Origin of the sequence: Burkholderia sp. 22PA0106 (assembly GCF_047497155.1) — a bacterium.
Lineage (GTDB): Bacteria > Pseudomonadota > Gammaproteobacteria > Burkholderiales > Burkholderiaceae > Burkholderia.
In genome coordinates this window covers 3,286,036-3,308,856 of the sequence record NZ_CP163162.1, presented here as the reverse complement: position 1 = coordinate 3,308,856, position 22,821 = coordinate 3,286,036, and the positions used below count along the sequence as shown (strand labels likewise).

Here is a 22,821-nt window from a genome sequence, read left to right as displayed (position 1 = left end):
CGGTGCGCGAGCTTCTTGGCATTGGTGCGCGCCAGACGGCGCGCCGGTTTCAGCGTGCTTCGCCCTTCCACATCTTCAGCAGCAACGCGTTCGTGACCACGCTCACGCTCGAGAACGCCATCGCCGCGCCCGCGAGCATCGGGTTCAGCAGCCCGGCCGCTGCCAGCGGCACCCCCACCAAGTTGTAGACGAACGCCCAGAACAGGTTCTGACGGATCTTGCGATAGGTGCGGCGCGAGATGTCGATCGCGGCCGCCACCAGCGCCGGATCGCCGCGCATCAGCGTGATGCCGGCCGTGTTCATCGCCACGTCGGTGCCGGTAGCCATCGCGATGCCGATGTCGGCGGCGGCCAGCGCCGGCGCGTCGTTGATGCCGTCGCCCACCATCGCCACCACGCCGCCCTGCGCGGCCGCCTTCAGTTCGCCGATCACGCGCGCCTTGTCGTCCGGCAGCACCTGGCTGTGGACGTCGTCGATGCCGAGTTCGCGCGCGACGGCCGCCGCGCTGCCGCGGTTGTCGCCCGTCACCAGCACCGTGCGGATGCCGAGCGCCTGGAGCTGCGCGATCGCGTCGCGCGCGCCGGGCTTCACCGTGTCGCCGAAACCGATCAGCGCGAGCGCCGCGCGCGGCGCGTCGAGCCGCATCAGCCACGACACCGTGTTGCCGGCCGCTTCGAGTTCGGCGGCGCGGGCGCTGGCCGCGCCCGGCACGTCGATCTCCAGTTCCGTCAGCCAGCGTGCGCTGCCGATCGCATAGCGCGTGCCGTCGACGCGCGCTTCGACGCCGCGTCCGGCCACGGCTTTGGCGTCGCTGACGTTGCCGGCGTGGTCGACGCGATCGGTTGCCGTTTCGGCGTCGAACGCCGCGACCAGCGCTTGCGCCAGCGGATGATCGCTGCGCCGCTGGATCGCCGCGGCGATCGCGAGCGCGTCGCCGCGCGCCGTGCCGATCGACTCGAAGGCGGTGACCGACGGCTTGCCTTCGGTCAGCGTGCCGGTCTTGTCGAACGCCACCACCTCGATGCGTTGCGCGAGTTCGAGCGCGAGCGCGTCCTGGATCAGCACGCCGTGCTTCGCGGCCACGCCGGTGCCGGCCATGATCGCGGCCGGCGTGGCGAGCCCCAGCGCGCACGGGCAGGCGATCACCAGTACCGCCACGGCGTTGAGGATCGCCGTTTCGGCCGGCGCACCGGCCAGCAGCCAGCCGGCGAACGTCAGCAGCGCGAGCGCGAGGATGGTCGGCACGAACACGGCGCTGACGCGATCCACCAGGCGCTGGATCGGCGCCTTTTCGGCCTGCGCCGATTCGACCAGGCGGATGATGCGCGACAGCGTGGTTTCCGCGCCCACGGCCGTGGTTTCCACCGTCAGCGCGCCTTCGGCGTTGATCGCGCCGGCCGTCACGCGGTCGCCGGCCGATTTGGCGACCGGCAGGCTTTCACCCGTGATCAGCGATTCGTCCACGTGCGACGCGCCTTCGACGATCGTGCCGTCCACCGGGAAGCGCTCGCCGGGCCGCACCGCGACGCGCGAGCCGACGCGCAGCGCGGCCAGCGGCACCTCGCGTTCCGTGCCGTGCTCGACGAGCCGCGCGCGCTCGGGGCGCAGCGCGTTCAGGGCGCGGATCGCGTCGGTGGTCTGGCGCTTCGCGCGCGCTTCGAGCCATTTGCCGAAGCGCACCAGCGTGACGATCACCGCCGCCGCCTCGAAATACAGATGTTCGGTGTGGCCCGGCGCGCGCAGCAGTTGCCAGACGCTGAGGCCGAACGCGGCCGAGGTGCCGAGCGCGACGAGCAGATCCATGTTGCCGGCGCGGGCGCGCACGGCGTGCCACGCGGCGCGATAGAAGCGCGCGCCGAAGCCGAACTGCACCACGGCCGCGAGCACGAATTCGAGCGGCGCGGGCAGCATCAGCGACGCGCCGAACAGCGCCGCGACCATCGGCGCGACGAGCGGGGCGGTCAGCACGGCCGAGCCGATCAGCAGGAGCAGGTCGCGGCGGGCCTCGGCGGCCTTGCGCGCTTCGCCGCTCGGGCGGGGGGCTGAGGACGGTTGGGCGTCGGCTGGCGTGGCGGCGGCCGTCGCGGAGGCACGGTAGCCGGCCTGTTCGACGGCGGCGATCAGTTGCGCGGCCGACAGCGATGGGTTGCCGCTGATGCTGGCGCGTTCGGTAGCGAGGTTGACCGAGGCGCGGGACACGCCGGGCACTTGCGCGAGCGCGTTTTCGACGCGGCTGGAACAGGACGCGCAGGTCATGCCGCCGATATCGAGTTCGATCGGTTGGGGTGTGGCGGCGGCGGTGCTTGAGGCCGCTTCGGCGGTTTCGTCGGGCGTGGCGCGATAGCCGGCTTTTTCAACGGCGGCGATCAATTGCGCGGCCGACAGCGAGCCGTTGCCGCTGATGCTGGCGCGTTCGGTCGCGAGGTTGACCGAGGCGCGAGACACGCCGGGCACCTGCGCGAGTGCCTTCTCGACGCGGCTGGAGCAGGACGCGCAGGTCATGCCGCCGATGTCGAGTTCGAATGTCGTCGTGGAAGGTGCTTCGGCTTCCGGTGCGATGTTCGCGACCTTCTTCGGACGCGGTTTCGGCATCGGCACGAACGTGACGGCAACCGGTGCGGGTTCGGGCTTTGGTGGGTCGGCTTCGATCGCGGGCGTTGCCTTGATCGCGCCGACCGCGTCGATGCGTTCAGCCGGATAGCCGGCCGTGGTTGCGGCGTCGATCAGCGTTTGGACGTCGGTTTCCGCACCGGGAGCCAGTTCGACCGTGGCTTGCGAGGCGGCCAGATCGACCTTCGCCTGAGCCACGCCCGGCACTTGCGCGAGCGCCTTCTCGACGCGGCGGGCACAGCCGCCGCAAGTCATTCCGCTGACGTGAAGCATCAACGGAGCGGGCGCGATTCGTTCCGCCGGATAGCCGGCCGTGGTTGCGGCGTCGATCAGCGCCTGGATATCGGTTTCAGCACCGGGAGCCAGTTCGACCGTGGCTTGCGAGGCGGCCAGATCGACCTTCGCCTGCGCCACGCCCGGCACTTGTGCGAGTGCCTTCTCGACGCGGCGGGCACAGCCGCCACAGGTCATGCCGCTCACGTTGAGCGTGACCGGAGGCGCCACAGCCGCAGCGGGCGTCGCAGCCGCCACCCGCCCCCGCACCTCCGCCCGATATCCGGCCGCCGCCACCGCCTCGACCAACTGCCCCGCATCGACATCCGGGGACGCGCTGACCGTGGCGGAATGGCCCGCCAGATCGACTTGCGCGGCATGCACGCCCGGCACCTCGGCCAGCGCTTTTTCGACGCGGCGCGCGCAGCCGCCGCAGGTCATGCCTTCGACGCCCAGCTCGGTGGTGTCGAAGGCAGCGGGATGGGACAGATCGTTCATCGTGAAATCCGGTCAAGCGCGGCCGAAGCCGACGATGACCGAAGTATCAAGCTTCCCATGATGGGAAAGTCAAGGGCTTTTTCAAACTTCATCAAAATCGCGCAAAGCCAATACCGGGAAGGCTTCCGGGTGTTTTCCCGGCGCTCGCTATCTCGCAAATTTCCCCAGATTCCCTCAGAATCTTGCTAAGGCATACGCCAAATTTACGCCAACGGGAGAGGGGATTGGCAACGTATCGTAAGCGCGGCTCGACGTGGCGAGCGGAGGTGGCTAAGGGCGGGGTGCGTGACTCGGCGACGTTCGACACAAAGGCGGAGGCCGTAGCCTGGGCGACGAAGGTTGAAGCAGAGATCGACAGCGGCAAGCGACGTTCGATTGCGAAGGTTAGCAAGACGCTGTCCGATGCGTTCGACGAATATATTAAACGGATTTCGCCCGGCAAGGCGGGGCACGACTGGAACGTCGAGCGAATAGCATTCCTCCGCAGTGAGTTGGATTTCGCCGGCGACCAACTGAGAAAAATTAAGGCAGCTCACGTAGAGGCGTGGCGGGATAAGAGGTTGGCATCGGTGAAGGCGTCGACCGTGAATCGCGATCTAAATTTGCTGTCGGCCGTTTTCGAGGCGGCCGTGTCTGAATGGCGATGGATCGCGACGAATCCCGTGCATGGGGTGAAGAGGCCAAAGAATCCGCCTTCGCGTACGCGCAGGGTGTCCGAGGAGGACGTGAAAGTCATGGCGGCCGCGCTCGGCCTGACCGATGACGGCGTTCCAAGCAGCGGAAGGCATTACACGGCGATAGCATTTATGTTCGCGATCGAGACAGGCATGCGGCGGGGTGAAATTATCGGCCTTACATGGCCAAATATATTTCTCGAAAAGCGTTACGTGCGTATCCCGAAATCAAAAAATGGGGATGCCCGGGATGTGCCGCTCTCAACGAAGGCTGTTTCGTTGCTTCGCCGCCTACCAAATATCGACGGCGAGCCGAAATGTTTCCCTATCTCGACGTCGAGTGTGAATCACGCATGGTGGGAGGCTCGCCGCGAGGCCAAGAAGGGCTTTCCGGAGGTGGGGGATTTAAATTTCCACGACTCGAGACACGAAGCGACGACGCGCCTATCGAGGCGGCTGAGCGTTCTGGCCTTGGCGAAGATGATCGGTCACCGCGATCTGAAATCGTTGATGATTTATTACGACGAGACGGCCGCCGAACTGGCGGCACGCCTCGATTAGGTGGCCTTGCGCGGCCGGCCCTTGCGCGGCGTCGGTAGGTGGCCGCGGTTGCGGCGCGCCCAGTCGACGACGTCGCTCGCAAACCAGCGGCGCTGAGCCTGCGGCGTGTCGACGGGGCGAACGCCCGGGGGGAAATCTGGGCGCGTTACGACACGAAGCTCAACTGTCTGCTTCGACAAGCCGAACCACTTTGCGATTTGCTCGGTGCTCCATAAGGTTTCTTCGAGCTTTCTGGGTTGGGCGAGCGCGTCGACCAGGCGGCGCAGCTCGGCGATGAATTGTTCCGGTTCGCTCATGTTCATGGGCAGTCCTCCATGGTGATGCGCGCCCCGCCTAGTGCGGGGCTTTTTCCTTGATCGGTCATGCCGACCTCCATAACAAAATCACTTTCTTGAATGAACTCGCGTCGCAGTCATTTCGATATGAATTAGGTGTGATAGCGTTGCCGTCCACATACAAAAAAGGGGTTATAAATGGCTATTCAAAAAGAGGCAGGGCCCGGTCGAGTGCAGCGCTCGGATCAAGCCGCATCGCTGACGCTGCTTCACCTCGATCTCGCCAAGCAGATCGTTAAACAGATTCATCCGCAAGGCGGAGCTGACCTCGACGTTGAAGTCGCAAAGATCATCGCGACGAACTATCAAACGCTAATACTCAATAAGTAACCCTTCTATTGCGACGGTCGTTCCGCGTCTCCGGATGCGGGATTTTCCCGATAGGCGATCGGTGCATCGATCGCCGCTCTCACGGCTTCCCACTTCTCCGCGGGAAAGCCGACTTGGCAGAAGATCTGATCGCCTTCCTGGCGATACGTAGCTCGAACCAGTCATCGAACGTTTCTGCCCGCTCGTCCGACGTCGTTGGCTGTGATGTTCGAATGGCCGCGCCGGCCTTCCTATCCATTCCGCACGATCCGCAGCGAGGCTGTCGGCGAGGGCGCTCAGCCCGATCGACGCGAGGCGACCTACGTTCTCGTTGGCGACGGCAGCATTGCTTGGCTTTTTCATGCCTCGCCCCCTTCATCCGTCTACAGCGGACCGGTGTCGCACCATTAGTAGGGCGTGCGCGCCGGCACTCCCTGCGGCAACGGCGAGTGCTTCGGCTTGGCCGCCTGCTTCGCGCGGATCTTGAGCACCATCGCCGGCTCGCTGATCCGGGTCAGTTCGGTTTCGCCGGCCTGGTGCATGTCCAGCCCACTCGCGAGGCACAGGGCCGCCAGCGTGACCATGACGCCGCCGACTTCCTGCGCCGGCTCGCCGATGGGTCTGCCGAAGGTGTAGTTGACGAGCTGGTGGGCTTCGCTGGCCGTGCAGCCCAGCGCCTGCGCCAGTTCGAGCGCTTCTTCGAGGAACCGGTGATTGCGCTCGATGCGATCGGCCGCGATCACCGGCCCGAAGCATTCGAGCATCCACGGCTGGACGCATGCCTGGAACGGCTCGCGCGCCTCGGCCGGTGCGGCGGCCTGCGACGCCTCGTCGTGTAGTGCAACGATGATGCGCATCGCAGCGAACACCGGATAGGTCCGCTCGATCTCCTCTTCATCCAATCCTTCGGTATTCGGATCGGTGTCGCCGAGCTTCCTATCGAGCAAATCCATCGCGCGCCTCAGGGGTGCCCCATAGCTCGCTGGCACGAGGGCGGCCGCCTGCTGGTCGGCCGCGGCCGGCGCAGCGCCGCTCCACTTTGCATCCGGCCCGGGCTTCACGAAGCTACCGCACCATCCGTCTCTTTCTCCGCATTCGCATTGCGGCGATCGACCGCGCAGCGTGCTGGGATCGATTGAATAGCGGCCGCAGTAAGAGCAACGAGCGATAGCGCCTTCGTCATGACAAGGTGTCGCTGGGATGCCGTTCAAGGGGCCGGCAGGGGTCGGTGCGGTCGCGTGCGGGCCGATGTTCAGCAGCCGGCTGGGCGTGTTGGTTTTGTCGGTCATTTCAGATATCGCCTTTAATTACGAGATACGCAGTTCGACGTTGTCGTCGCCGACGACAAAGAGATTCACATCGGCCAGCCGGTAGGTGTTGTTGTTGCCGTACACCACGTACTCCCAGCCGCCTTGATGCTGAATGTGAACGGGAAAGCGCTCTCCGGGTTTCGATTGTCCGTAGTACTTACTATTTCGTTTTATCTTCGCGTAGATCTGCTGGCACATAGCTCCGCCTAAACGGCTACCGGCCGCACGTTGCCGGTCTTCAGGTTGATGAACGCACCACACCACGTCAGGCGGGCGTGCCGGAAGAATTCCCAGAGGATGGCCAGGCCCTGCGTGACGACGGCCTGATTGATAAACAGCTCCTGCTTTTCGAGAGCTTCGGCGAGGCTGCAGCTCGGCGTGTCGTCCTCGGGAATCGTCGTGTCGATCAGCTCGGGCAACACGTCATACGGCCAGCGCAGCGGCGTGCTGCCGCCGTCGCGGGAATTCCCGCTGACTTTCTTGTGCGCGCCGAGCAGCACCTGCGCGTCGCTCGCGCGGTTGCCGAGATCCATCACATAACAATTCGACGCCGCCAGCGTCGGCTCGAGCTTCGCGCGGGCGGCCGCGCTGTCAACGCACATAATCGCCAGATCGGGGCCGCCTCGGATCAGCTGGTCCGGGCCGGCGTGCACCGGCCGGCCGGTCCAGTCGAGTCCGAAGAAAGCATTCACGCGGTGTGTGAGCACGACGCTTTTGTGTTGACCGACGTCGGCAGGGCTGAACATTTGGCGGCCGACGTTCGCGCTGCTGACGGTGTCCGCGTCGAAGGCGGTAACGTGCAGGCCGGCGTGGCCAAGCTCGACGAGCGCGTGATTTAGCCGGGCCAGGCCGCTCAGCATCTGCGAGCCGGTGCCTCCGCATCCGATCAGCGTCACGCGCACGCGGCGGTCGCCCATGAATCGGGCGGGCGTGTTGTGCTGTTTCATCAAAGCGTTCTCCACCACGGCGCGCCGACGTCGCGGCCGATCTGCGCAGCGCATTCGGTAATTGCTCGGCACGTCGCGCGCTCGCGCTCCGACTTTGCCGCCGCCGGCGTGTCCCGCGCGTCGATGCTGTCGTGCGAGAACTGACGGAACGCGCCGGCGCCAGCGTAGGCCGCGACATAGTCGGCGTGGTGGGTCGTATCGATGCGCGCGGCGGCCGCCAAATCGAATGCGTCGGCCTTCGATTTCATCGGGTCAAACGACTGCCAGTCGGCGCCGACGTGCGTGCGAACAAACAGGCCGGTCACGTCGCGCACCTTGTGCCGGCGCGATTCCCATCCAGCCGCGCGTGCGGCAAGTTCGAGAATTTCAATCAGGTTCACGCTGCGGTCTCCTGTTTGGCGAAAAACGCCTCGACGGGAACGCGCAGCGTGATCGCCTTGCCGAGGGCGCAAAGGCGGAACGCGACGCTCGGCGTGCCAGTGCCGATGCCGCCGATCACGCCGGCGATCTTCACCTCGCCGGCGTCGTCCAGATCGTCCTGCGCGCTGAATCCCGCCGGGCCGGCGCCGTGACTGTGCAGATCCATCGCGAGGCTTTCGTCGTCGGCGAGCGTCGGGCGGTTGATCGTGATCTCGGTCGGCGACGAGCGGATTACCTCGACCGAACGGTACGTCAGTTCGTTGCTCGTGCTGTTCCAGATCAGGCAGGCGGCATGCTCATTCGGCATTGCGGCGGCCGACTCGTCGGCGAACTGGCGGAAGTGCGCGGCGGCCGCGCCGAGGCGTCCGAACGCGAATTCAATTTTCGGCTCGATCGAACCGTAGGGCGGGCGCGGGCCGGCGCTGTCGAGCGGCGTGATCTGCTGGATGAGGTGCAGCCACGGCCGGCGGATCTCGACGAACAGGCCTTCGGCCGCGAGCAGGAAGCGGTGGCCGACGTCGAGCAGCGGGGCAAATTCGGCGTGGCGCGGCACGGCCGCTACCGGCGCGCTGTCGAACAGCGCGTTGTCGAGCGCGATGTTCTCGTCGTCGGCCCGCGCGGCAATCGCGCGCTGCTGGCCTGCCGTGACTTCGTCGGCGACGGCGCGCGTGAATGTCGACAGCGCTTTACCGAGCTGCTCGAGCACTGCACCGGTTGCGGTCTCGAATTCGTTTTTGATGGTTTCGATTCTGCTCATGACGATTAACTCCGTTGCGTGATTTTTTTGATGGTGGCGGCGACGTTCATTTCGGTTCTGATCAGCCGCTCGGTGGGAAATTGCGCGCCGTCAAGCAACTCGACCCAGAGGTCAGCCGCGCTGCCTCCGTTGATCAGCTTCGGGGCGTTCGCGTGGGTGAATCTGCTGCGGAAAAACTCATCGGCTTCGTACCGCTCGATGTCAGTCGGCGTCGGATTGGCTGCAATGTCCACGTTGCCGGTGCAAATACTGCCGTCGGCGCTGACGTTGAAGTACGGCGCTTGATAGACAGGCGTGTCGGGCGTTGGCCTGCGGTTTTCCGCGAGCGCGAAAACGTAGCGAGACTCGCCTCGCGCGACGAATAGCAGCGCAGGGTGGTGCGTGGCCGCTGAGCGTTCGCCTATCGGCGCATCGGCGGAAAACCAAACCTGCCGCTGTGCGGCCGGCGTCCACCAGGCGACGACACCGGGCGCGGTAAAGATCGCGCGCTCGTGGATGAAACCCTCGTGCCCGACTTGTTTCGATGCAACGGCGACGAAATCGGCCAGTTGCGCGCGCGTGATCGGCGTGCCGGCCATCAGCGTCGGTGCGCCATCGACCACGCGGGCCGAGTGGCTCGTGACATAGACCTGGTTGTCGTGCGCATTCTTGTAGATGAGCAGGGCGGAATGTAGGTCGAGCGACACGTCGCCGTTCCCATAAACATCGACGCGGCTCATACGCGCACCTGTACCTTGACGGGTTCGCCGTCGATATCTGACCCGTCGTGCGTCGAGATCAGCGTGACCAAATGCGAAACGGCTTTGGCGAGCTTCGCCGTATTGCGCATGCGATCAAGCCAACTACCGAGCGCGCGGCCGTCGGTGGAGATGTGAAGCGCCGTGCACGACTCGGGGTCGCCGCACTGCATTTCGCCTTGCCAGAAGTCGTCGAGAATCCGCCCCAAGTTGTCCCCTTTGTCCCAAGCGAGAATCAGGGAATAGTCGAGGCAGTATTCGCTGGTGTCTTTCAGATCGACGCGCGCGAAAGGGCCGCTGGTGGTGATGATTCGGTGGATCTCGTCGCACGCGTCGATGGCCGCCCACGCTTGTAGGTTCGTGTCGTAATGCCGGCGCACCTCGCGCGCGTCGAGCGTGCGCTCGGGCTTCACCGCCCACGCGGGGGCGCTCGCAAAGAAATCGGCACGCCGCGGAACGTCGATGTGCGCGAGAAACTCCTCATCGGGCAGCACCGGCTGGCCCGGCTCGTGGTGAGCGTCGCGAAGTTCCTCGATTGCTGCGACTTCGTCGTAGTTGCCGTGCCAGTAGATGTACTCGGCCAGCCCCATTGCCTCGTGCGGCGTGCACACGGACGGCATGTAGTGGTGACAAACTTCGTACAGGACGGCGAGCACCGTTTGCCCGAGGCCTTGCTGGATCGATTCGAGGCGTCGAATTCCCGAGCCAATAAATCGGATCGGGCCGCTTCCTGCCCCTTGTTCCGTGACGATGCGTACGAGCGCGGTGTTCTGCGGGCGGCATCCGTTTTTACCTTCGTCGCTGATCGCAAGGCACCAGTCGAACGGGCCAATATCGCTGGTGATCTCTTTCCAGATTCGCGGCAGCGCCTTCAAGGCCAAGTCGCTCTCGGTCGACGAGTCGTCGAGCTTTGCGGCGTCGGCTTCGGTCAACTGGCGACCGCGCAACAGAGCCAGCGACAACCGGCGCATGAAATCTGCGTCGTCGCCGAGCGTGTAGCGCGTCGGCACGTCGGGCGCGATGCGGGGCAGGGTGAGCGGGGCGGCGATCATGGCAGCAGCGGAACCTGGGATGACGGCAGGCGCAGGCGTTCGGCCGTGTTGTCGTTGTTCGATGCGACACGCGCCACGCTGAATGCGAGGGCGGCGTCGTACTTGCCGATCTGAGTCGGCAGCCGTTGGGCCTGCGTCAGCGTGTTGGTGCGCAGTCGCTTGCTCATTTCGCGCAGCGTCAGGCCTTTCGTGCCGACGGCGCGCCGGAAGGTATAGACGTTGCGGTTTCCCTTGACGGTCGGGCCTTCGATTTCGGCGTTGGTCAGTTCCGGGTAGGTCTGCGAGTAGAAGTCGCGGACCTGCTGCAGCGTGAATGCCGGCGCCGGGTCGGCGAGCTTGGCGCCGTTGTAGATGAATTCGCGCGCGAGAGCTTGGATTTCCATGATGTTGGCTCCGTGCGATCAGTACATGTCGACGCCGTCGTCGGCTGCGGCCGGCGCGATCGGGGCGGCTTCGACCGGCGCCGGTGCTGCTGCAAGCGCGGGCGCGTCGGCGGTCGGTGCGTCGGCGGCTACCGGGCCTGCGCTGGCGTTGTCGTCGAGGATGGACGTCTGGCGCGGGTCCGCTTGCGGCTCTTGGCCTGCGTCGCTGCTGCCGGCGCCTGCGTCGGTGGCCTTGTTCTTCGGCGGCCGGCCGCGGCCGCGCTTTTCTGCAGCCCCGGCTGCGTCGGCCTTCGGTGCGGTCAGTTCGGCGGCCTTGCCGCTGGCGTTGTTGGCCGATGCGCATGCGCGGGCTTGGTCGAGAACAGACAGCGCGCCCGGTTGATACACGGCGACCGCTTCGGCGAACTGCTCGTCGAGTTCCGCCGGCGTGCCTGCGACCGAAAGCGGCCAGAGCTTTTGCTCTTTCTTCGTCGGTTGCGGCGTGACGTTGACGCGCAGCTGGCCGCCGCCTTCGTCGGAGATCAGGATATTGAGCGGCGCGACGAGCGCCAGCTCATGCAAAGACTGAAACAGTGACATGCGAAAACCCCTTATGGTGGTGGTGTGTCAGGCCGCGAGGCCGTCGTAATTGCGATCAGCAAAATCGGGATCGCCCGGGTATCGGCCGGTGCCGTCGGCCCGATGCCAGCAATACAAAGATCCGCGACGATGGGGGAACCAGTAGCCAGAGCAGCCAAAGCAGCGCATGCGTCCCGCGTTCCGGTTGTTCATCCATTTGTCGACGCGATACGAACGCCTACCGCACGCGGTGCAGGCCGGTAGGCGTTCGTATCGATCGGGATGGCGGGGCAGGCAACGGCGCCGCGTGCAGTGGCGGCAACGAACATGGCAGCGAGGCATCGGTCAGTCCTCGGCGTCGCCGGCCTGCATGCGCTTGATGTCGAAGCGGCCGCGCGCGCGCTCGCGATTCTCGCGGGCGCGATGCGACGATTCGAGCGTGCGGCGCACGCTGTCGCGCTTGACGGCCTCGTCGAAGCTGCCGCGCATGCGCAGCAACTGCCACTCGACGCGCAGCAGGTGAAGTGGAACGGTCGATTTCTGCATGGCGGCCTCACGCATCGCGCGTCGCGATGATCGGCGCCGCTGGCGCCGGCTCGTCGTCCATCGTCCAGATGACGCAGGCAATGCCGACGCCGAGCCAAAGCAGGACGATTTTCCAGAGGGGCATCGGCGCGTTCATGCAGCCACCTTCGGAGAAGTGTCGCGGCAGAGATGGGCCATATCGGCAGCGATCGCCAGCTTGTCGGCGAGATCCGAGAGTCCGCGCCCGCGTAGTGCGCCGGACATCGCGCAAATAAAGTCACGCTGGGGCCGGCCAGAGAAGTCGTCGGGATTGGCTGGTTGGGCGGCAACCTCGAGGCATTCGATAAACGCGGCCTCGAGCTGTTTTGCGCTACGGACGTTTGTCATCGCGCACCTCAAATGCCGTAGGCCGGCGCGATAGCGCTGGCGATGAGGTAGAGGCCGAGCAGGCCGACTAACGGATGCCAGTCGCGGCGCGCCAGAAGGTGCGCGGCGCGCAGCCAGTGCTTATTCAGTGCATGCATTTCGTTCACCTCACATGGCGTCAGACGCCGACTAAGTGAGGCGGATGGTAGCGTAACGCGAACGATGGTGCAATAGCGTAACGCGAACTCTATTTATCCGAGCGCGAACGATTTCTGTAGGATAGAAGTAAGGTGCAAATTCTTACGATCCCTGATACTGTACGTATATACAGTACTTTGGGCTGTCCTGTTTAGGTGCGCGTTGGGAAAATGAAAAGAGCAATTCAGCGTGATGTGGCGATTTCGGTGGGGGCCGACGAGCCAGCGGAGGCCGCGCCAAGATTGGCGTTGGCGGATGTGGCGGGGAGGTTTCGCCCGGAGGCGGTGTCGACCCTGACGATTACGGTGGGGGAGGATGGCGCTATCAGCCATCGAATTCGTGTGCTGCCGGAACATCGGCAAGAGGTTGCCGACTGGCTGATAGCGTTGGCGCACCGGATCGGCGCGCCGGATTAACTCGCTTTGCGCTTTTGAGTTGAGGCGCCGGCTTTGCCCGGCGTATCGCCTTCTTCTACGAAGGCTGTCGCGTGGCGGGCTTGCGAAGATTGGGCGATCAGCCCGTTCACGAAGCCCATAACCTGGGCGCGTTGTATTTCCGTCAGGCGACTCCAGCCGGCGATGATCTCGGGATCGTTGTCGAGCCAGCCAATTTCTTTGCCGGTCATCTGCTCGATGTGGCGCGCCGCGTCATCGGAAATGCCGCGTGGCTTGCCGGTGCGCGAGTCCTTCGACGCATTGACCCATTGCCGGATCTGAATGTCGGTCTTCCCGATCAAGTCGGAGAGGCGCCCGGCACCGCCGACCTCGTCGATGAGGGCGCGGAGTTGTTCTCGCCTGATTTCGTGGCACGTTTTCATTGTCCGTATTGCATCCGATATCAGCTTCGACTGGAATTCGCGAAACGCGATTGACCGTACGGTAGCGTTACGCTATCGTTCGCGTCATGGAACTGACTACCTACCTCTCAAGTGCCGACGCGCCGTCGGCTGCCGACTTCGCGCGTTCGCTGGGGACCGCGCCGTCGGTCATCAGCCAGTGGCGCACTGGCGCCCGGCCCGTCCCAATCAAAAGCTGCGTTGCGATTGAGCGCGCGACCGACGGCGCCGTCACGCGCCGCGACCTTCGGGAAGACTGGCGCGACGTTTGGCCCGAGCTGACCGATTGGACGATGCGCTGTCGCATGCCCGCGACGCTCAGCGCGATCCGATTGCTGGGCATCGGTATTCATGGCTGCCGATCGGAGGCGGTGGCTACGTTCAACAGGTTCGAAATAAATCGTTCGTAAGCGCGCAGGTCGCGCTCGACCTGATTCGACGATTGGATTATTCCGCGCGAGCGCTGCTTGAACTGCGTTTGCGCGGGCTTCGGGGTGCGTGCGATGCGAAAGCGTGTAGGTTTCATGGCCTGTTTTTTCGTGGTGGATTAAACGGGGCAGGACGAATCCTACGGAACTTCGCGACACGTTAACAGGATGAAATGCAGTGAATTCCAAAGGTAAATTGTGACCAACAAATATAGCCAAACGGCTTGGATCGACGTGCTTTACACGTCCGTCCTAAATACGCCGGGAAAGGTGGAGGACGCCGCGCGATTTTTGACCGAAAGGCGCGGCACGCGAATTTCCGGGGAGGCGCTTCGCTGCCGCCTGCGCGAGGTCGAGGAAACGCGGATTTCCGGGGAGATGTTCGAACTACTCGTCGAGTGGATGCTGGAAAAGAACCAGCCGCACGCGCTCGATGCGGTGCACGCATTCAATGCCCGCTTTGGGCTGGTGGCCACGGCGGTGGAGCGGCCGGACGGCGAGCAGACTGTCGATGCGCTGGTGCGCTCCGTGCTGACCGTTGCGCGTGGCGCCGGCTCGCTGGCAGACGAGGTTGAGCGGGCGGCAAAGGCTGTCGCGATCGGGCGCAACGAGGCCGAGGCGATTGAGCGCGTCGGGCGCGATGCGCAGCGAGAGATTGAAAAGACTATCGGGATCGCACGCCGCGTCGCGTTGCGCCGTCGGCGCCGTCGCGCCTAACTGATTAATTTCGGAGAACGTTGGAATGGGCGAATTAGACCCATCGGATGCGCTCGCCCGCACGTCGGCGCCGGAGGCTGAGCAAAGTGTTATCGGCGCTCTGCTGTTGAGCAATGAAGCATTCGAGGATATTTCCGGGTTAATCGGCGAGAGCGATTTTACGGTCGGCGATAACGTCGTGATTTTTCGCGCCATTCGTGACCTGATTCAGCGTGGTGCGGTGGCCGACGCCATCACCGTGTACGAGCGGCTCCGCTCGACAGACGCGCGCGTCGATGAGCCGCTGGCGTATCTAAACGACCTTGTGCAGTCGACGCCGAGCGCCGCGAACATTCGCGGGTATGCCGAGATCGTGCGCAATCGATCGATTTCTCGTCGCATGCTGCGCGTCGCCGAGCGCATGCGTCAGGCCGTGCTGCAGCCGAACGGCCGCAGTCCGCTGGAGCTGCTCGATTTGGCTCAGTCGACGCTGATGCAGATTGTCGATCAGAACCAGACGGCCGACGCGGAATTCCGACCAATCGCGAGCGCGCTCACGGCGGTAATTGAGCAGCTCGACGAGCGCTACACCGCAGGCGGCGCCGCGCAGATCGGGGGCGTCGCAACGGGATATCTCGACCTTGATCGAGTGACCGACGGCATGCACGGCGGGGAGTTGATTATTTTGGCGGGCCGTCCGTCGATGGGCAAAACCTCGCTGGCAATGAATATTGCCGAGCACGTTGCCGTTGCGTTGCGCCTGCCAGTCGCGGTGCTGTCTCTCGAAATGCCTGATGAGCAGCTGGCGACGCGAATGCTGGCCGGCGCGGCCCGTATCAATCAACACAAGCTGCGCACGGCGAACCTGCGAGACGAGGATTGGACGCGCATCACGCATGGCACGACTGTTCTCGCGGACGCGCCGATTCACCTGCTCGACGCGTCGTCGATCACGCCGCTGCAATTCAAGGCGAAGCTGCGCCGCCTGCAGCGCCAGGTCGGGAAGCTCGGGCTGATCATTGTGGATTATTTGCAGCTCATGTCCGGCGATGGTGGTGGCGAAAATCGAACGACCGAGGTTTCGCAGATATCGCGCGAGCTGAAGAAAACCGCAAAGGAATTTGGCGTGCCGCTGATCGCGTTGTCGCAACTAAATCGCGGCCTAGAGCAGCGCCCGAATAAGCGCCCGATGATGTCGGATCTGCGCGAGTCGGGCGCTATCGAGCAGGACGCGGACGTCATCCAATTTATCTACCGAGACGAGGTGTACAACCCCGACAGCCAAGACAAAGGCACGGCCGAGCTGATCATTGCGAAACAGCGTAACGGGCCGCTCGCGACCATTCGACTAGGATTCCTAAACGAGTTGGCGCGCTTCGAGAATTACGCACAACCTTCGGGGGCATATTGATGGCAGTGCCAACCTCATATACATGGCGCCGCGCAATGACTGAGAGTGACCTTGGCAGCACGACAAAACTCGTGTTGTTCGTGATCGCGGAATACGCCAATGCGGCGGATGACACCTGCTGGCCGTCGCTGGAGACGATCGCCGAGAAGGCGAGCTTGTCCGAGCGTGCGGTAACAACGCACTTGGAAATAGCTATTAGCGGCGGATGGTTGATCCGATGGAAGACCAGGCGTCGGGATAGGCGGTGGGCGCATTGCCACTATCGGCTCGCGTGGCCGGATGACGTCGCTCGTCGCCTTCGGGATGACATTGATATCGGGCTGGCGGCGGTTGCATTCGAGCCCTCGACAGAAGGTGCTCAAAAAGTAGGCAACCTACATGAACGACGTTCAGGTAATGCCGGGGAGTTACTGGAAGCTGGTTCCAGTAATGCTCAAAAATTGAGCAACCTACCTGAACCACGTTCCAATTGCGGCGATGAGTTACTGGAATCTGGTTCCGAAGCTGCTGAAGAAATAGGCAACTTGGTGGAACCCGGTTCCGAAGTTGCCTACGATTTAAGCAGCGAAGGGGTGGATTTTGAAAGTTACTGGAACGTGCTTCCAACTAACAACCCAGTAGTCAGAGTTTACGAAACACCCTCTCTTTCTAATGCACCCCCGGCGGTAATTCTGGGGGGTGAGGGTACAAGCAGAGAGGAAGATCGTCAAGAGCCGGGCGGCGAAATGTTGGCGCGATGGATGGCTGACCGCCTGCTCGACAGCGATCCGGGCGCGGCGCGGCCGTCGATTGCGGAATGGGCAACTGCCGTCGATGAGATGCGCGTCGAGGATGGGCGAGCGGCAAAGCACATCGCTTGCCTCTGGGCTTGGGCGCTGGCGGATGGCTTCTGGACCACCGTCGTCACGCATCCGTCGCAGCTCCGGAAGCATTGGGAAAAGCTGCGCAAGCGGCGCAACAGTTCGCTGCGAAAGGCGGGAGCGCCGGTAGCTGCATCGCCTGCCGGCGACGATCGAATCTGTTCGCACGTCGACGAGAGTGGCCAGCGATGCACGCACGTCGCGACATCAATCCTCGGCGCGGGATCGTCGCGTCGAGGCTACTGCCGGCAGCACGTCGGCATCTACGAATAACAAACGGGGTTGGTATGACGTTCGACGAACGAATGGAAAATTGGAAGCGCGCCGAGGCCGGGCGCGGTGGTGGCGGTGGTCGTGATTCGCTGGTGGCGAGCATCTATTTCCCGTCGGTGGGCGGTCGGTCGGTGGACTCAACGCTCGACGTCGCGGACGCAGCGAAAGTCGAGGCCGCGGTGCGGCGCCTGCATCCGTCGCACCGCGATCTGCTGCGCATGCTGTACCTCTGGAACGCGAAGCCGGAATTCATTTGCCGTCGGCTTCGCATCAAGGTCTGGCCTGCACGTCATCTCGAACTGGAGACGGCTAAGGCTCGGCGTGCGCTGCTCGACCTGCTGACGCCGCCGGCGCCGCCGCGTGTGTTCGTGTCGATGCAGGCCGTCATCGATCGGATTGGAGAGAAGCCTCTTGCGGAATCGAAATAGCTCGCTTACACTCCGCTCCACAATCTGATTCCGGTTCCTACCGAGTGACGCGGCCCTTGCCGGGTCGTGTCACGTCAGGACGAACCTCAAAGGCCTCGACAGCGCAAGCGTCGGGGCCTTTTGCTTTCAGGTCGCGAGTACGAAAATCCAGCCCGCCCGGTGTATGCCGCGCGGGCTTTTTGCATTGGCGCGCTGCGCCGCTCCCGAGGGCAACCCATGAAGAACCTGTATGCGCGCTTTGTCTTGTGGCTGGCGCAGCCGCTCGTCGATCAGGTCGAGGTCGACAAGATCACGCTGTCCGCGTCGATCGACGGTCTGGCAGCGGCGTGCCGTGCGAACGCCAATGCGATCGCGGCCGAGCAGGCTGCGCGCCAGGCCGGCGACGGCGCTCTGTCGGATCGCATTCAGCCGTTCGAATTCTGATGCCGAAGAAAGCGCCGACTCCATGCCGCCATCGCGGATGCGGTCGCCTCGTCGAGACGCCCGGCTACTGCGATGAGCACAAGGCCGACGCCGTCGGCTGGCGGCCCGACCGCGAGCGCGGCAACCGACGCGAGCGTGGCCTCGCGCCGAACTGGGAGCGCACGCGCGCCGAGATCCTGAAGCGCGACAAGGGCTTGTGCCAAGCGTGCCTGCGCCGCGATCGCGTGACGTTGGCGACGACGGTGGACCACATCGTGAACCGCGCCGAGGGTGGTACGGACGATCCGGCGAACCTCGAATCGTTGTGCGACGCGTGCCACAAGGCGAAGACCGCGAAGGAAGCGGCCCGCGCCCGTGCGCGTCGACGTCGCGGCCGTCCGGCCTCGACAGTCGACGGGGCGCTCGACAGTTGGAACACGCCTGGGGGGTAGGGGGTTCAATCTCTGCGGCCTGTCCGGCTTCGACCGCACGTTCAGCTTCGATTTTATGGCGACCATTTTTGAGAGAGGGGGGGGGTTAAGACTCTCGCCTTGTAGAGCCGATGAAACAAGCCTTGGTGGCTTTTTCGTCGGCTTTTTCTTTGGGAGGGCTCTATGGCCTCGTTTGACGATGTGAGCGGGCCGCCGGATGCGGCCGAAACGTCGGTGCCGGTCGAGGCGGTTGGAAAGCAAATCCAGTCGCCAAAGCCGCCGCCCGGCGTCCACTTCGACTCCCAGCACCGGAAGGTCTGGGACTACCTCTGTTCGGCGCTGCGCGATGAGGGCGTGCCGCATCGCACTGCAGGCGTCGCGCTCGCGATCATCTGCACCGACTTCGTGCGGTGGGTGAAAACCGAGGTGCAGCTGCGCGACTTCGAGCGGATCAATAACGGATCGTTCATGACGGTCACGCCGAACGGTCACGCTCAGCCGCACCAGCTGTACTACGCGGCGAAGTCTCTGAAGGAGGGGCTGCTCAAGTGTCTTCCCGAAGCGTGTTTGACACTGCCGTCGATGCTGATCGCGAAGTCGAAGATGCAGGACGAGAACCCGCAGGACGATTTGTTCGATCAGCTGACGGGACACGCTCAGTCTCACCCGAGCGCCTTGAACGTCTAGCCCCGGCCGCGCCCGAGCTGTGGGACGTCGAGTACGGATTGCCGGTGCTGCGCGGCGAGGTGGTGGTCGGCGAGTTTGTGTTTCTCGGCGTGCTTCGGCACTACGAGGATCTCGTCGACGGCCCGGCCCGTGGCCTGGTGTTCAGTGCCGCGCATGCGTGGCATTGCATCCGCTATATCGAATCGTCGTTCCTGCATATCAAGGGCGCGCTGGCCGGCCAGTGCCTGACGCTCGATCCGTGGCAGCGGTTCTTTACCGCCGTGCTGATCGGGTGGCGCCGGACCGGGTCCGGCCTGCGTCGCTTTCGTGTTGGCTACGAGGAAGTCGCGCGGAAGAACGGTAAGTCGACGTGGAAGGCGGGGCTGGCCGACTACCTGTTCCTGATGGATCGGGAGATCGGCCCCGAGGTGTACACGATCGCGACGACGCGCGAGCAGGCGATGAGCGTTTTCAAACCGGCGCTCGACAACTACAAGCGCCGGCACCGCAAATCGAAGAAATTCGCCAAGGTCGTGAAGATTTACGACGGCGCGAACCAGGAGCGTATCGCGCTAGGCAGCGGCGTATTCAAGCCGCTGCCGGCGAACGCGGAGTCGCTCGACGGTTTGAACCCGTCTGTTTGCGTGGTCGACGAACTGCACGCCCACCCGACGCGCGAGGTGTGGGACGTGATGGAGTCGGCATTCGGCGCGCGGCAGCAGCCGCTGTTGCTGGCGATCACCACGGCCGGGTACATCCTCGACGGGATCTGCACGGAGATCCGCGGATATCTGGTCGCGGTGCTGCGTGGGTTGAAGGTCGACGATGCGTTCTTCGGGTTCATTTTCACGCTCGACGTCGGCGACGATCCGTTCAATCCGGAAGTGTGGGTCAAGTCGAACCCGAGCCTCGGGAGCGCGAAGACCCGCGATTACATGGTCGCCCAGGCGACGAAAGCGAAGGATCTGCCGAGCGCGAAGGCGAATTTCTTCACGAAGGATTTGAATGTCTGGGTTAGCTCGGCGCTGACTTGGTTCGACGTGAACGTGTGGGATCGCGGCGGCGAGAAATTCAACGAGCGGCAGCTGCGCGGCCGGCGTTGCTTCGGCAGCCTCGACCTCGCGAGCACGACTGACCTTACCGCGTTCGTGTTGACTTTTCCTCCGATTGATGAGGATGACGAATGGTTCGTTCTGGTCTATTGCTTCGTGCCGCGAGCCAAGGTCGATAGCCAGTCGAAAAGCGATATGGCGCCGTACGCAAAATGGGAGGCCGAGGGCTGGCTCACCGTGACCGACGGCGACGTGCTCGACTTCAAGGTCGTGCGCGACAAGGTGATCGAGGCGCACGAAATATTTGAGCTCGTCGAATGTGGCTTCGACGTGTGGAACGCGACGCACCTCGCTAACGAGCTGATCGAGGCCGGCGTGAACATGGTGCAGGTGCCGCAAAGCGTTGCCGGCCTGTCGCCGGGCGCGAAGTTGCTCGAGCGCCTGGTGTACGGCAAGAAATGGCGTCACGGCGGGAACCCGGTGTATCGCTGGGCGGCGCAGAACGTCGCGCTTTACATCGACGGCAACGAAAACATAAAGCCGGATAAGAAGCGGTCGAGCGGCCGTATCGATCCGATTGTCGCAACCTGCGGCGCGCTTAGCCGCGCGCTGCTGCATGAAACGCCGGACGATCCGTACGCGGAGCGCGGTCTCAGGAGTCTTTGATGCGTGATTTTCTCTTTCGTATCCGGCGTGCGCTGGAGGCGTTGTCGCGCGCGCGCAATCCGGTGCGGCTGATCCAGCGTCAGCCGATCGGCGACGACGGCGCGCTTGACGTAGCCGACGGTGACATCGTGGTGGTGCGCTGCGTTGCGCATCCGGCCGAGGAAATGCGGCAGGCGTTGGAGCGTCAGTTTCTCGCGGCGTTTCCGCGGCGCGTGCGCATTCTCGTGCTCGGCCCCGGGATCGACTTCGATGTGCTGACGGCGGCGCCTGCGCGCGAGAGCGGGGAGGCCTGATGGGATTCCTCGCCAAGAGCGCCGGGCCGGGCGTCATCGATTCGTCGCAGGCGCTCGCCGACATGATCGGCTTGTCGTACGAGTCGCTGACCGGCGTGAACGTTTCGGCCGAGACGGCGATGCGGTTCTCGACGGTGTTCTCGTGCGTGCGCGTCATCTCCGAGTCGCTCGGCATGCTGCCTTGCTCGCTGAAGCGCCGCGTCGGCGAGACGCGGAGCAGCGCATCGGACCATCCGGTCGACCGGATTATCCGCGTGGCGGCGAACGAGTTCATGACGTCGGCCGAGTGGAACGAGCTGGTGGGCCTGACGCTCGCTCAGCACGGCAATTTCTACGCGTGGAAAAACGTCGTTCGCGACGAGCTGCGTGAGCTGTTGCCGCTCAATCCAGCGTGCGTTACGCCGAAGCTCGATGCGGGCTGGAACGTGACTTATCAGGTGACATTTCCGTCGGGGGCGACGCGCACGCTCGGTGCGTCCGAGGTTTTGCATATTCGGCTGTTTGCACGCGATGGGCTCACCGGTATCAACCCCATTCAGTACAACCGCGAGACGATCGGCCTCGGCATCGCGGCCGAGCGCCAGGGCGCGCGTTGGTTCAAGCAAGGCACGCGAATTTCCGGGGTGCTGTCGACAGACGGCTCTTTGAAGGACGACGCCTACAAGCGCATTCGTGCTGACTGGGAGCGGACCTACAGCGGCGACGAGAACGCGTGGAAGGTCGCGATCCTCGAGGCCGGCTTGAAGTTTCAGCCGGTCGCGATGAACGCCGCCGATGTGCAATGGCTGGAGGGGCGAAAGATGCAGCGCTCCGAAATCTGCGGGCTGTACCGCGTGCCGCCGCACAAGATCGGCGACCTCGAGCGCGCGACATTCACGAACATCGAGCAGCAGAGTCTCGATTTCGTGATCGATTGCATGGTGCCGTACGTGGTGAAGATCGAGCAGCGCTATGCGGCCTCGCTGCTGTCGCCGAAAGACCAGGCCGAGTATTACGCGCACTTCAACCTCAATGCGTTGATGCGAGCGGACATGCAGACGCGGTCGAATTTCTACATGCGCATGCAGCAGTGCGGTGCGCTGAGCTCGAACGAAATCCGTGCGCTCGAGGATCTCAACCCGCGGGAAGGCGGCGACGTGTATCTCACGCCGGTAAATATGGCGGTCAACGGCGGTTCTGGAAAGGAAAAGAGCGATGGCAGTTAAACGAATGGATGTCGGCTTCCAGATCAAGGCCGTCAAGGATACGGGGGAATTCGAGGGCTACGGATCGGTGTTCGGCGTCGTCGATTCGTATGGCGACGTTGTGCAGCCGGGCGCGTTCACGAAATCGCTCTCGAACTGGGCCGCGAAGGGCCGGCTGCCCGCGATGCTCTGGCAGCACAAATCGGACGAGCCGATCGGCATCTACACGGCCATGCACGAGGACCAGCACGGCCTGTACGTCGCCGGGCAGTTGCTGATCGACGACGATCCGACGGCGCGCCGCGCGTACGCGCACATGAAGGCAGGTTCGATTTCGGGCCTGTCGATCGGCTATCAGTTGGCCGATGGCGGTTGGTCGTACGACAGCGGGAAGGGTGTTTTCCTGCTGAGCGAGATCGATCTGTGGGAGGTATCGCCGGTGACATTCCCCGCGAACGACGAGGCTCGCGTGCAGACGGTCAAAAGCGCGCTCGCGGCCGGCAGCGTGCCGGATGAGCGGTCGCTCGAGTTGCTGCTGCGCGACATGGGATTCAGTGCGAGCCAGGCCTCCGGCCTGCTCGCGAAAGGGTATGGGGCGCTCGGCGATCGCGTCGAGGTCAGTGGGCTGGCCGATCTGAAGTCGGCGATCGAGGCGCGCGGTAAGGCGCTCGTTTAATTCATA

The 22,821-nt window shown here is 63.9% G+C and carries 31 protein-coding genes; 15 read left to right on the top strand and 16 right to left on the bottom strand.

Annotated elements, in window-relative coordinates:
- Positions 1-49 precede the first annotated feature (49 nt).
- A complete protein-coding gene (locus AB4850_RS14445; protein ID WP_414440492.1) occupies positions 50-3,382 on the bottom strand; it encodes a heavy metal translocating P-type ATPase in 3,333 nt (1,110 codons plus the stop codon).
- Positions 3,383-3,606: 224 nt separating this feature from the next.
- On the opposite strand from AB4850_RS14445, the gene AB4850_RS14440 reads away from it, so the two are divergent.
- A complete protein-coding gene (locus tag AB4850_RS14440; RefSeq protein ID WP_414440491.1) occupies positions 3,607-4,617 on the top strand; it encodes a tyrosine-type recombinase/integrase in 1,011 nt (336 codons plus the stop codon).
- Here AB4850_RS14440 and AB4850_RS14435 read toward each other — a convergent pair.
- Positions 4,614-4,919: a hypothetical protein gene (locus AB4850_RS14435; RefSeq protein WP_414440490.1), complete on the bottom strand. Its 306-nt coding sequence runs from the start codon at positions 4,917-4,919 to the stop codon at positions 4,614-4,616. The genes AB4850_RS14440 and AB4850_RS14435 overlap by 4 nt on opposite strands.
- Positions 4,920-5,090: 171 nt before the next feature.
- Here AB4850_RS14435 and AB4850_RS14430 point away from each other — a divergent pair, with 171 nt between their 5' ends.
- Complete coding sequence (locus AB4850_RS14430; protein ID WP_414440489.1) at positions 5,091-5,282, top strand: hypothetical protein; 192 nt, start codon at positions 5,091-5,093, stop codon at positions 5,280-5,282.
- Between the two features lie 386 nt (positions 5,283-5,668).
- On the opposite strand, the gene AB4850_RS14425 is transcribed toward AB4850_RS14430, so the two are convergent.
- The 13 genes from AB4850_RS14425 to AB4850_RS14365 form a co-directional block, all read right to left on the bottom strand.
- Entirely contained in the window at positions 5,669-6,550 is an 882-nt protein-coding gene (locus AB4850_RS14425; protein ID WP_414440488.1) for a hypothetical protein, read from the bottom strand.
- Between the two features lie 18 nt (positions 6,551-6,568).
- Positions 6,569-6,769: a hypothetical protein gene (locus AB4850_RS14420; RefSeq protein WP_414440487.1), complete on the bottom strand. Its 201-nt coding sequence runs from the start codon at positions 6,767-6,769 to the stop codon at positions 6,569-6,571.
- Positions 6,770-6,777: 8 nt separating this feature from the next.
- Positions 6,778-7,518 (bottom strand): PRTRC system ThiF family protein, encoded by a 741-nt coding sequence (locus AB4850_RS14415; protein WP_414440486.1) that lies wholly within the window; start codon positions 7,516-7,518, stop codon positions 6,778-6,780.
- Positions 7,518-7,823, bottom strand: coding sequence for a hypothetical protein (locus AB4850_RS14410; protein ID WP_414440485.1), 306 nt, complete (start codon positions 7,821-7,823; stop codon positions 7,518-7,520). The genes AB4850_RS14415 and AB4850_RS14410 overlap by 1 nt, the downstream gene beginning before the upstream one ends.
- A gap of 71 nt (positions 7,824-7,894) precedes the next feature.
- Positions 7,895-8,695 (bottom strand): PRTRC system protein A, encoded by an 801-nt coding sequence (locus AB4850_RS14405; protein WP_414440484.1) that lies wholly within the window; start codon positions 8,693-8,695, stop codon positions 7,895-7,897.
- Between the two features lie 5 nt (positions 8,696-8,700).
- The gene (locus AB4850_RS14400) at positions 8,701-9,414 is read right to left on the bottom strand and encodes a PRTRC system protein B (RefSeq protein ID WP_414440483.1); all 714 of its coding nucleotides are present in this window, start codon (positions 9,412-9,414) and stop codon (positions 8,701-8,703) included.
- Positions 9,411-10,484 carry a PRTRC system protein F gene (locus AB4850_RS14395; protein WP_414440482.1) on the bottom strand — a complete coding sequence of 358 codons (1,074 nt, stop codon included), beginning with the start codon at positions 10,482-10,484 and terminating at the stop codon, positions 9,411-9,413. The genes AB4850_RS14400 and AB4850_RS14395 overlap by 4 nt, the downstream gene beginning before the upstream one ends.
- Positions 10,481-10,867 carry a PRTRC system protein C gene (locus AB4850_RS14390; protein WP_414440481.1) on the bottom strand — a complete coding sequence of 129 codons (387 nt, stop codon included), beginning with the start codon at positions 10,865-10,867 and terminating at the stop codon, positions 10,481-10,483. The genes AB4850_RS14395 and AB4850_RS14390 overlap by 4 nt, the downstream gene beginning before the upstream one ends.
- An 18-nt stretch (positions 10,868-10,885) precedes the next feature.
- Positions 10,886-11,446: a PRTRC system protein E gene (locus AB4850_RS14385; RefSeq protein ID WP_414440480.1), complete on the bottom strand. Its 561-nt coding sequence runs from the start codon at positions 11,444-11,446 to the stop codon at positions 10,886-10,888.
- 324 nt (positions 11,447-11,770) lie between these two features.
- On the bottom strand, positions 11,771-11,971 hold the full coding sequence (locus AB4850_RS14380) for a hypothetical protein (RefSeq protein WP_414440479.1): 201 nt from the start codon (positions 11,969-11,971) through the stop codon (positions 11,771-11,773).
- A 7-nt stretch (positions 11,972-11,978) separates the two neighbouring features.
- The gene (locus AB4850_RS14375; protein WP_414440478.1) at positions 11,979-12,107 is read right to left on the bottom strand and encodes a hypothetical protein; all 129 of its coding nucleotides are present in this window, start codon (positions 12,105-12,107) and stop codon (positions 11,979-11,981) included.
- Entirely contained in the window at positions 12,104-12,337 is a 234-nt protein-coding gene (locus AB4850_RS14370) for a hypothetical protein (RefSeq protein WP_414440477.1), read from the bottom strand. Before AB4850_RS14370 ends, AB4850_RS14375 begins: the two co-directional genes overlap by 4 nt.
- 8 nt (positions 12,338-12,345) lie before the next feature.
- Positions 12,346-12,474, bottom strand: coding sequence for a hypothetical protein (locus AB4850_RS14365; RefSeq protein WP_414440476.1), 129 nt, complete (start codon positions 12,472-12,474; stop codon positions 12,346-12,348).
- A 210-nt stretch (positions 12,475-12,684) separates the two neighbouring features.
- On the opposite strand from AB4850_RS14365, the gene AB4850_RS14360 reads away from it, so the two are divergent.
- Positions 12,685-12,930 carry a hypothetical protein gene (locus tag AB4850_RS14360; RefSeq protein ID WP_414440475.1) on the top strand — a complete coding sequence of 82 codons (246 nt, stop codon included), beginning with the start codon at positions 12,685-12,687 and terminating at the stop codon, positions 12,928-12,930.
- On the opposite strand, the gene AB4850_RS14355 is transcribed toward AB4850_RS14360, so the two are convergent.
- Positions 12,927-13,331, bottom strand: coding sequence for a hypothetical protein (locus tag AB4850_RS14355; protein WP_414440474.1), 405 nt, complete (start codon positions 13,329-13,331; stop codon positions 12,927-12,929). The genes AB4850_RS14360 and AB4850_RS14355 overlap by 4 nt on opposite strands.
- Positions 13,332-13,417: 86 nt before the next feature.
- Between AB4850_RS14355 and AB4850_RS14350 the strand changes: the two genes are divergently transcribed.
- The 12 genes from AB4850_RS14350 to AB4850_RS14295 all read left to right on the top strand — a co-directional run bounded on the left by AB4850_RS14350 (position 13,418) and on the right by AB4850_RS14295 (position 22,815).
- Positions 13,418-13,759, top strand: a complete 342-nt coding sequence (locus tag AB4850_RS14350) for a transcriptional regulator (RefSeq protein ID WP_414440473.1) — start codon at positions 13,418-13,420, stop codon at positions 13,757-13,759.
- 216 nt (positions 13,760-13,975) lie between these two features.
- On the top strand, positions 13,976-14,494 hold the full coding sequence (locus AB4850_RS14345; RefSeq protein WP_414440472.1) for a hypothetical protein: 519 nt from the start codon (positions 13,976-13,978) through the stop codon (positions 14,492-14,494).
- A gap of 25 nt (positions 14,495-14,519) precedes the next feature.
- Entirely contained in the window at positions 14,520-15,884 is a 1,365-nt protein-coding gene (dnaB, locus tag AB4850_RS14340) for a replicative DNA helicase (protein ID WP_414440471.1), read from the top strand.
- A 35-nt stretch (positions 15,885-15,919) separates the two neighbouring features.
- Positions 15,920-17,017, top strand: a complete 1,098-nt coding sequence (locus AB4850_RS14335; RefSeq protein WP_414440470.1) for a helix-turn-helix domain-containing protein — start codon at positions 15,920-15,922, stop codon at positions 17,015-17,017.
- A gap of 14 nt (positions 17,018-17,031) precedes the next feature.
- Positions 17,032-17,445, top strand: coding sequence for a hypothetical protein (locus AB4850_RS14330; protein ID WP_414440469.1), 414 nt, complete (start codon positions 17,032-17,034; stop codon positions 17,443-17,445).
- Positions 17,446-17,661: 216 nt separating this feature from the next.
- Positions 17,662-17,868: a hypothetical protein gene (locus tag AB4850_RS14325; protein ID WP_414440468.1), complete on the top strand. Its 207-nt coding sequence runs from the start codon at positions 17,662-17,664 to the stop codon at positions 17,866-17,868.
- Positions 17,868-18,299 (top strand): HNH endonuclease, encoded by a 432-nt coding sequence (locus AB4850_RS14320; protein ID WP_414440467.1) that lies wholly within the window; start codon positions 17,868-17,870, stop codon positions 18,297-18,299. Before AB4850_RS14325 ends, AB4850_RS14320 begins: the two co-directional genes overlap by 1 nt.
- A gap of 162 nt (positions 18,300-18,461) precedes the next feature.
- Positions 18,462-18,965, top strand: a complete 504-nt coding sequence (locus AB4850_RS14315; RefSeq protein ID WP_414440466.1) for a hypothetical protein — start codon at positions 18,462-18,464, stop codon at positions 18,963-18,965.
- Between the two features lie 44 nt (positions 18,966-19,009).
- Positions 19,010-20,662, top strand: a complete 1,653-nt coding sequence (locus AB4850_RS14310) for a terminase large subunit (protein ID WP_414442032.1) — start codon at positions 19,010-19,012, stop codon at positions 20,660-20,662.
- Positions 20,659-20,955, top strand: coding sequence for a hypothetical protein (locus AB4850_RS14305; RefSeq protein ID WP_414440465.1), 297 nt, complete (start codon positions 20,659-20,661; stop codon positions 20,953-20,955). Before AB4850_RS14310 ends, AB4850_RS14305 begins: the two co-directional genes overlap by 4 nt.
- Positions 20,955-22,160, top strand: a complete 1,206-nt coding sequence (locus tag AB4850_RS14300) for a phage portal protein (RefSeq protein WP_414440464.1) — start codon at positions 20,955-20,957, stop codon at positions 22,158-22,160. Before AB4850_RS14305 ends, AB4850_RS14300 begins: the two co-directional genes overlap by 1 nt.
- Positions 22,150-22,815 (top strand): HK97 family phage prohead protease, encoded by a 666-nt coding sequence (locus tag AB4850_RS14295; RefSeq protein WP_414440463.1) that lies wholly within the window; start codon positions 22,150-22,152, stop codon positions 22,813-22,815. The genes AB4850_RS14300 and AB4850_RS14295 overlap by 11 nt, the downstream gene beginning before the upstream one ends.
- Positions 22,816-22,821: the final 6 nt, after the last annotated feature.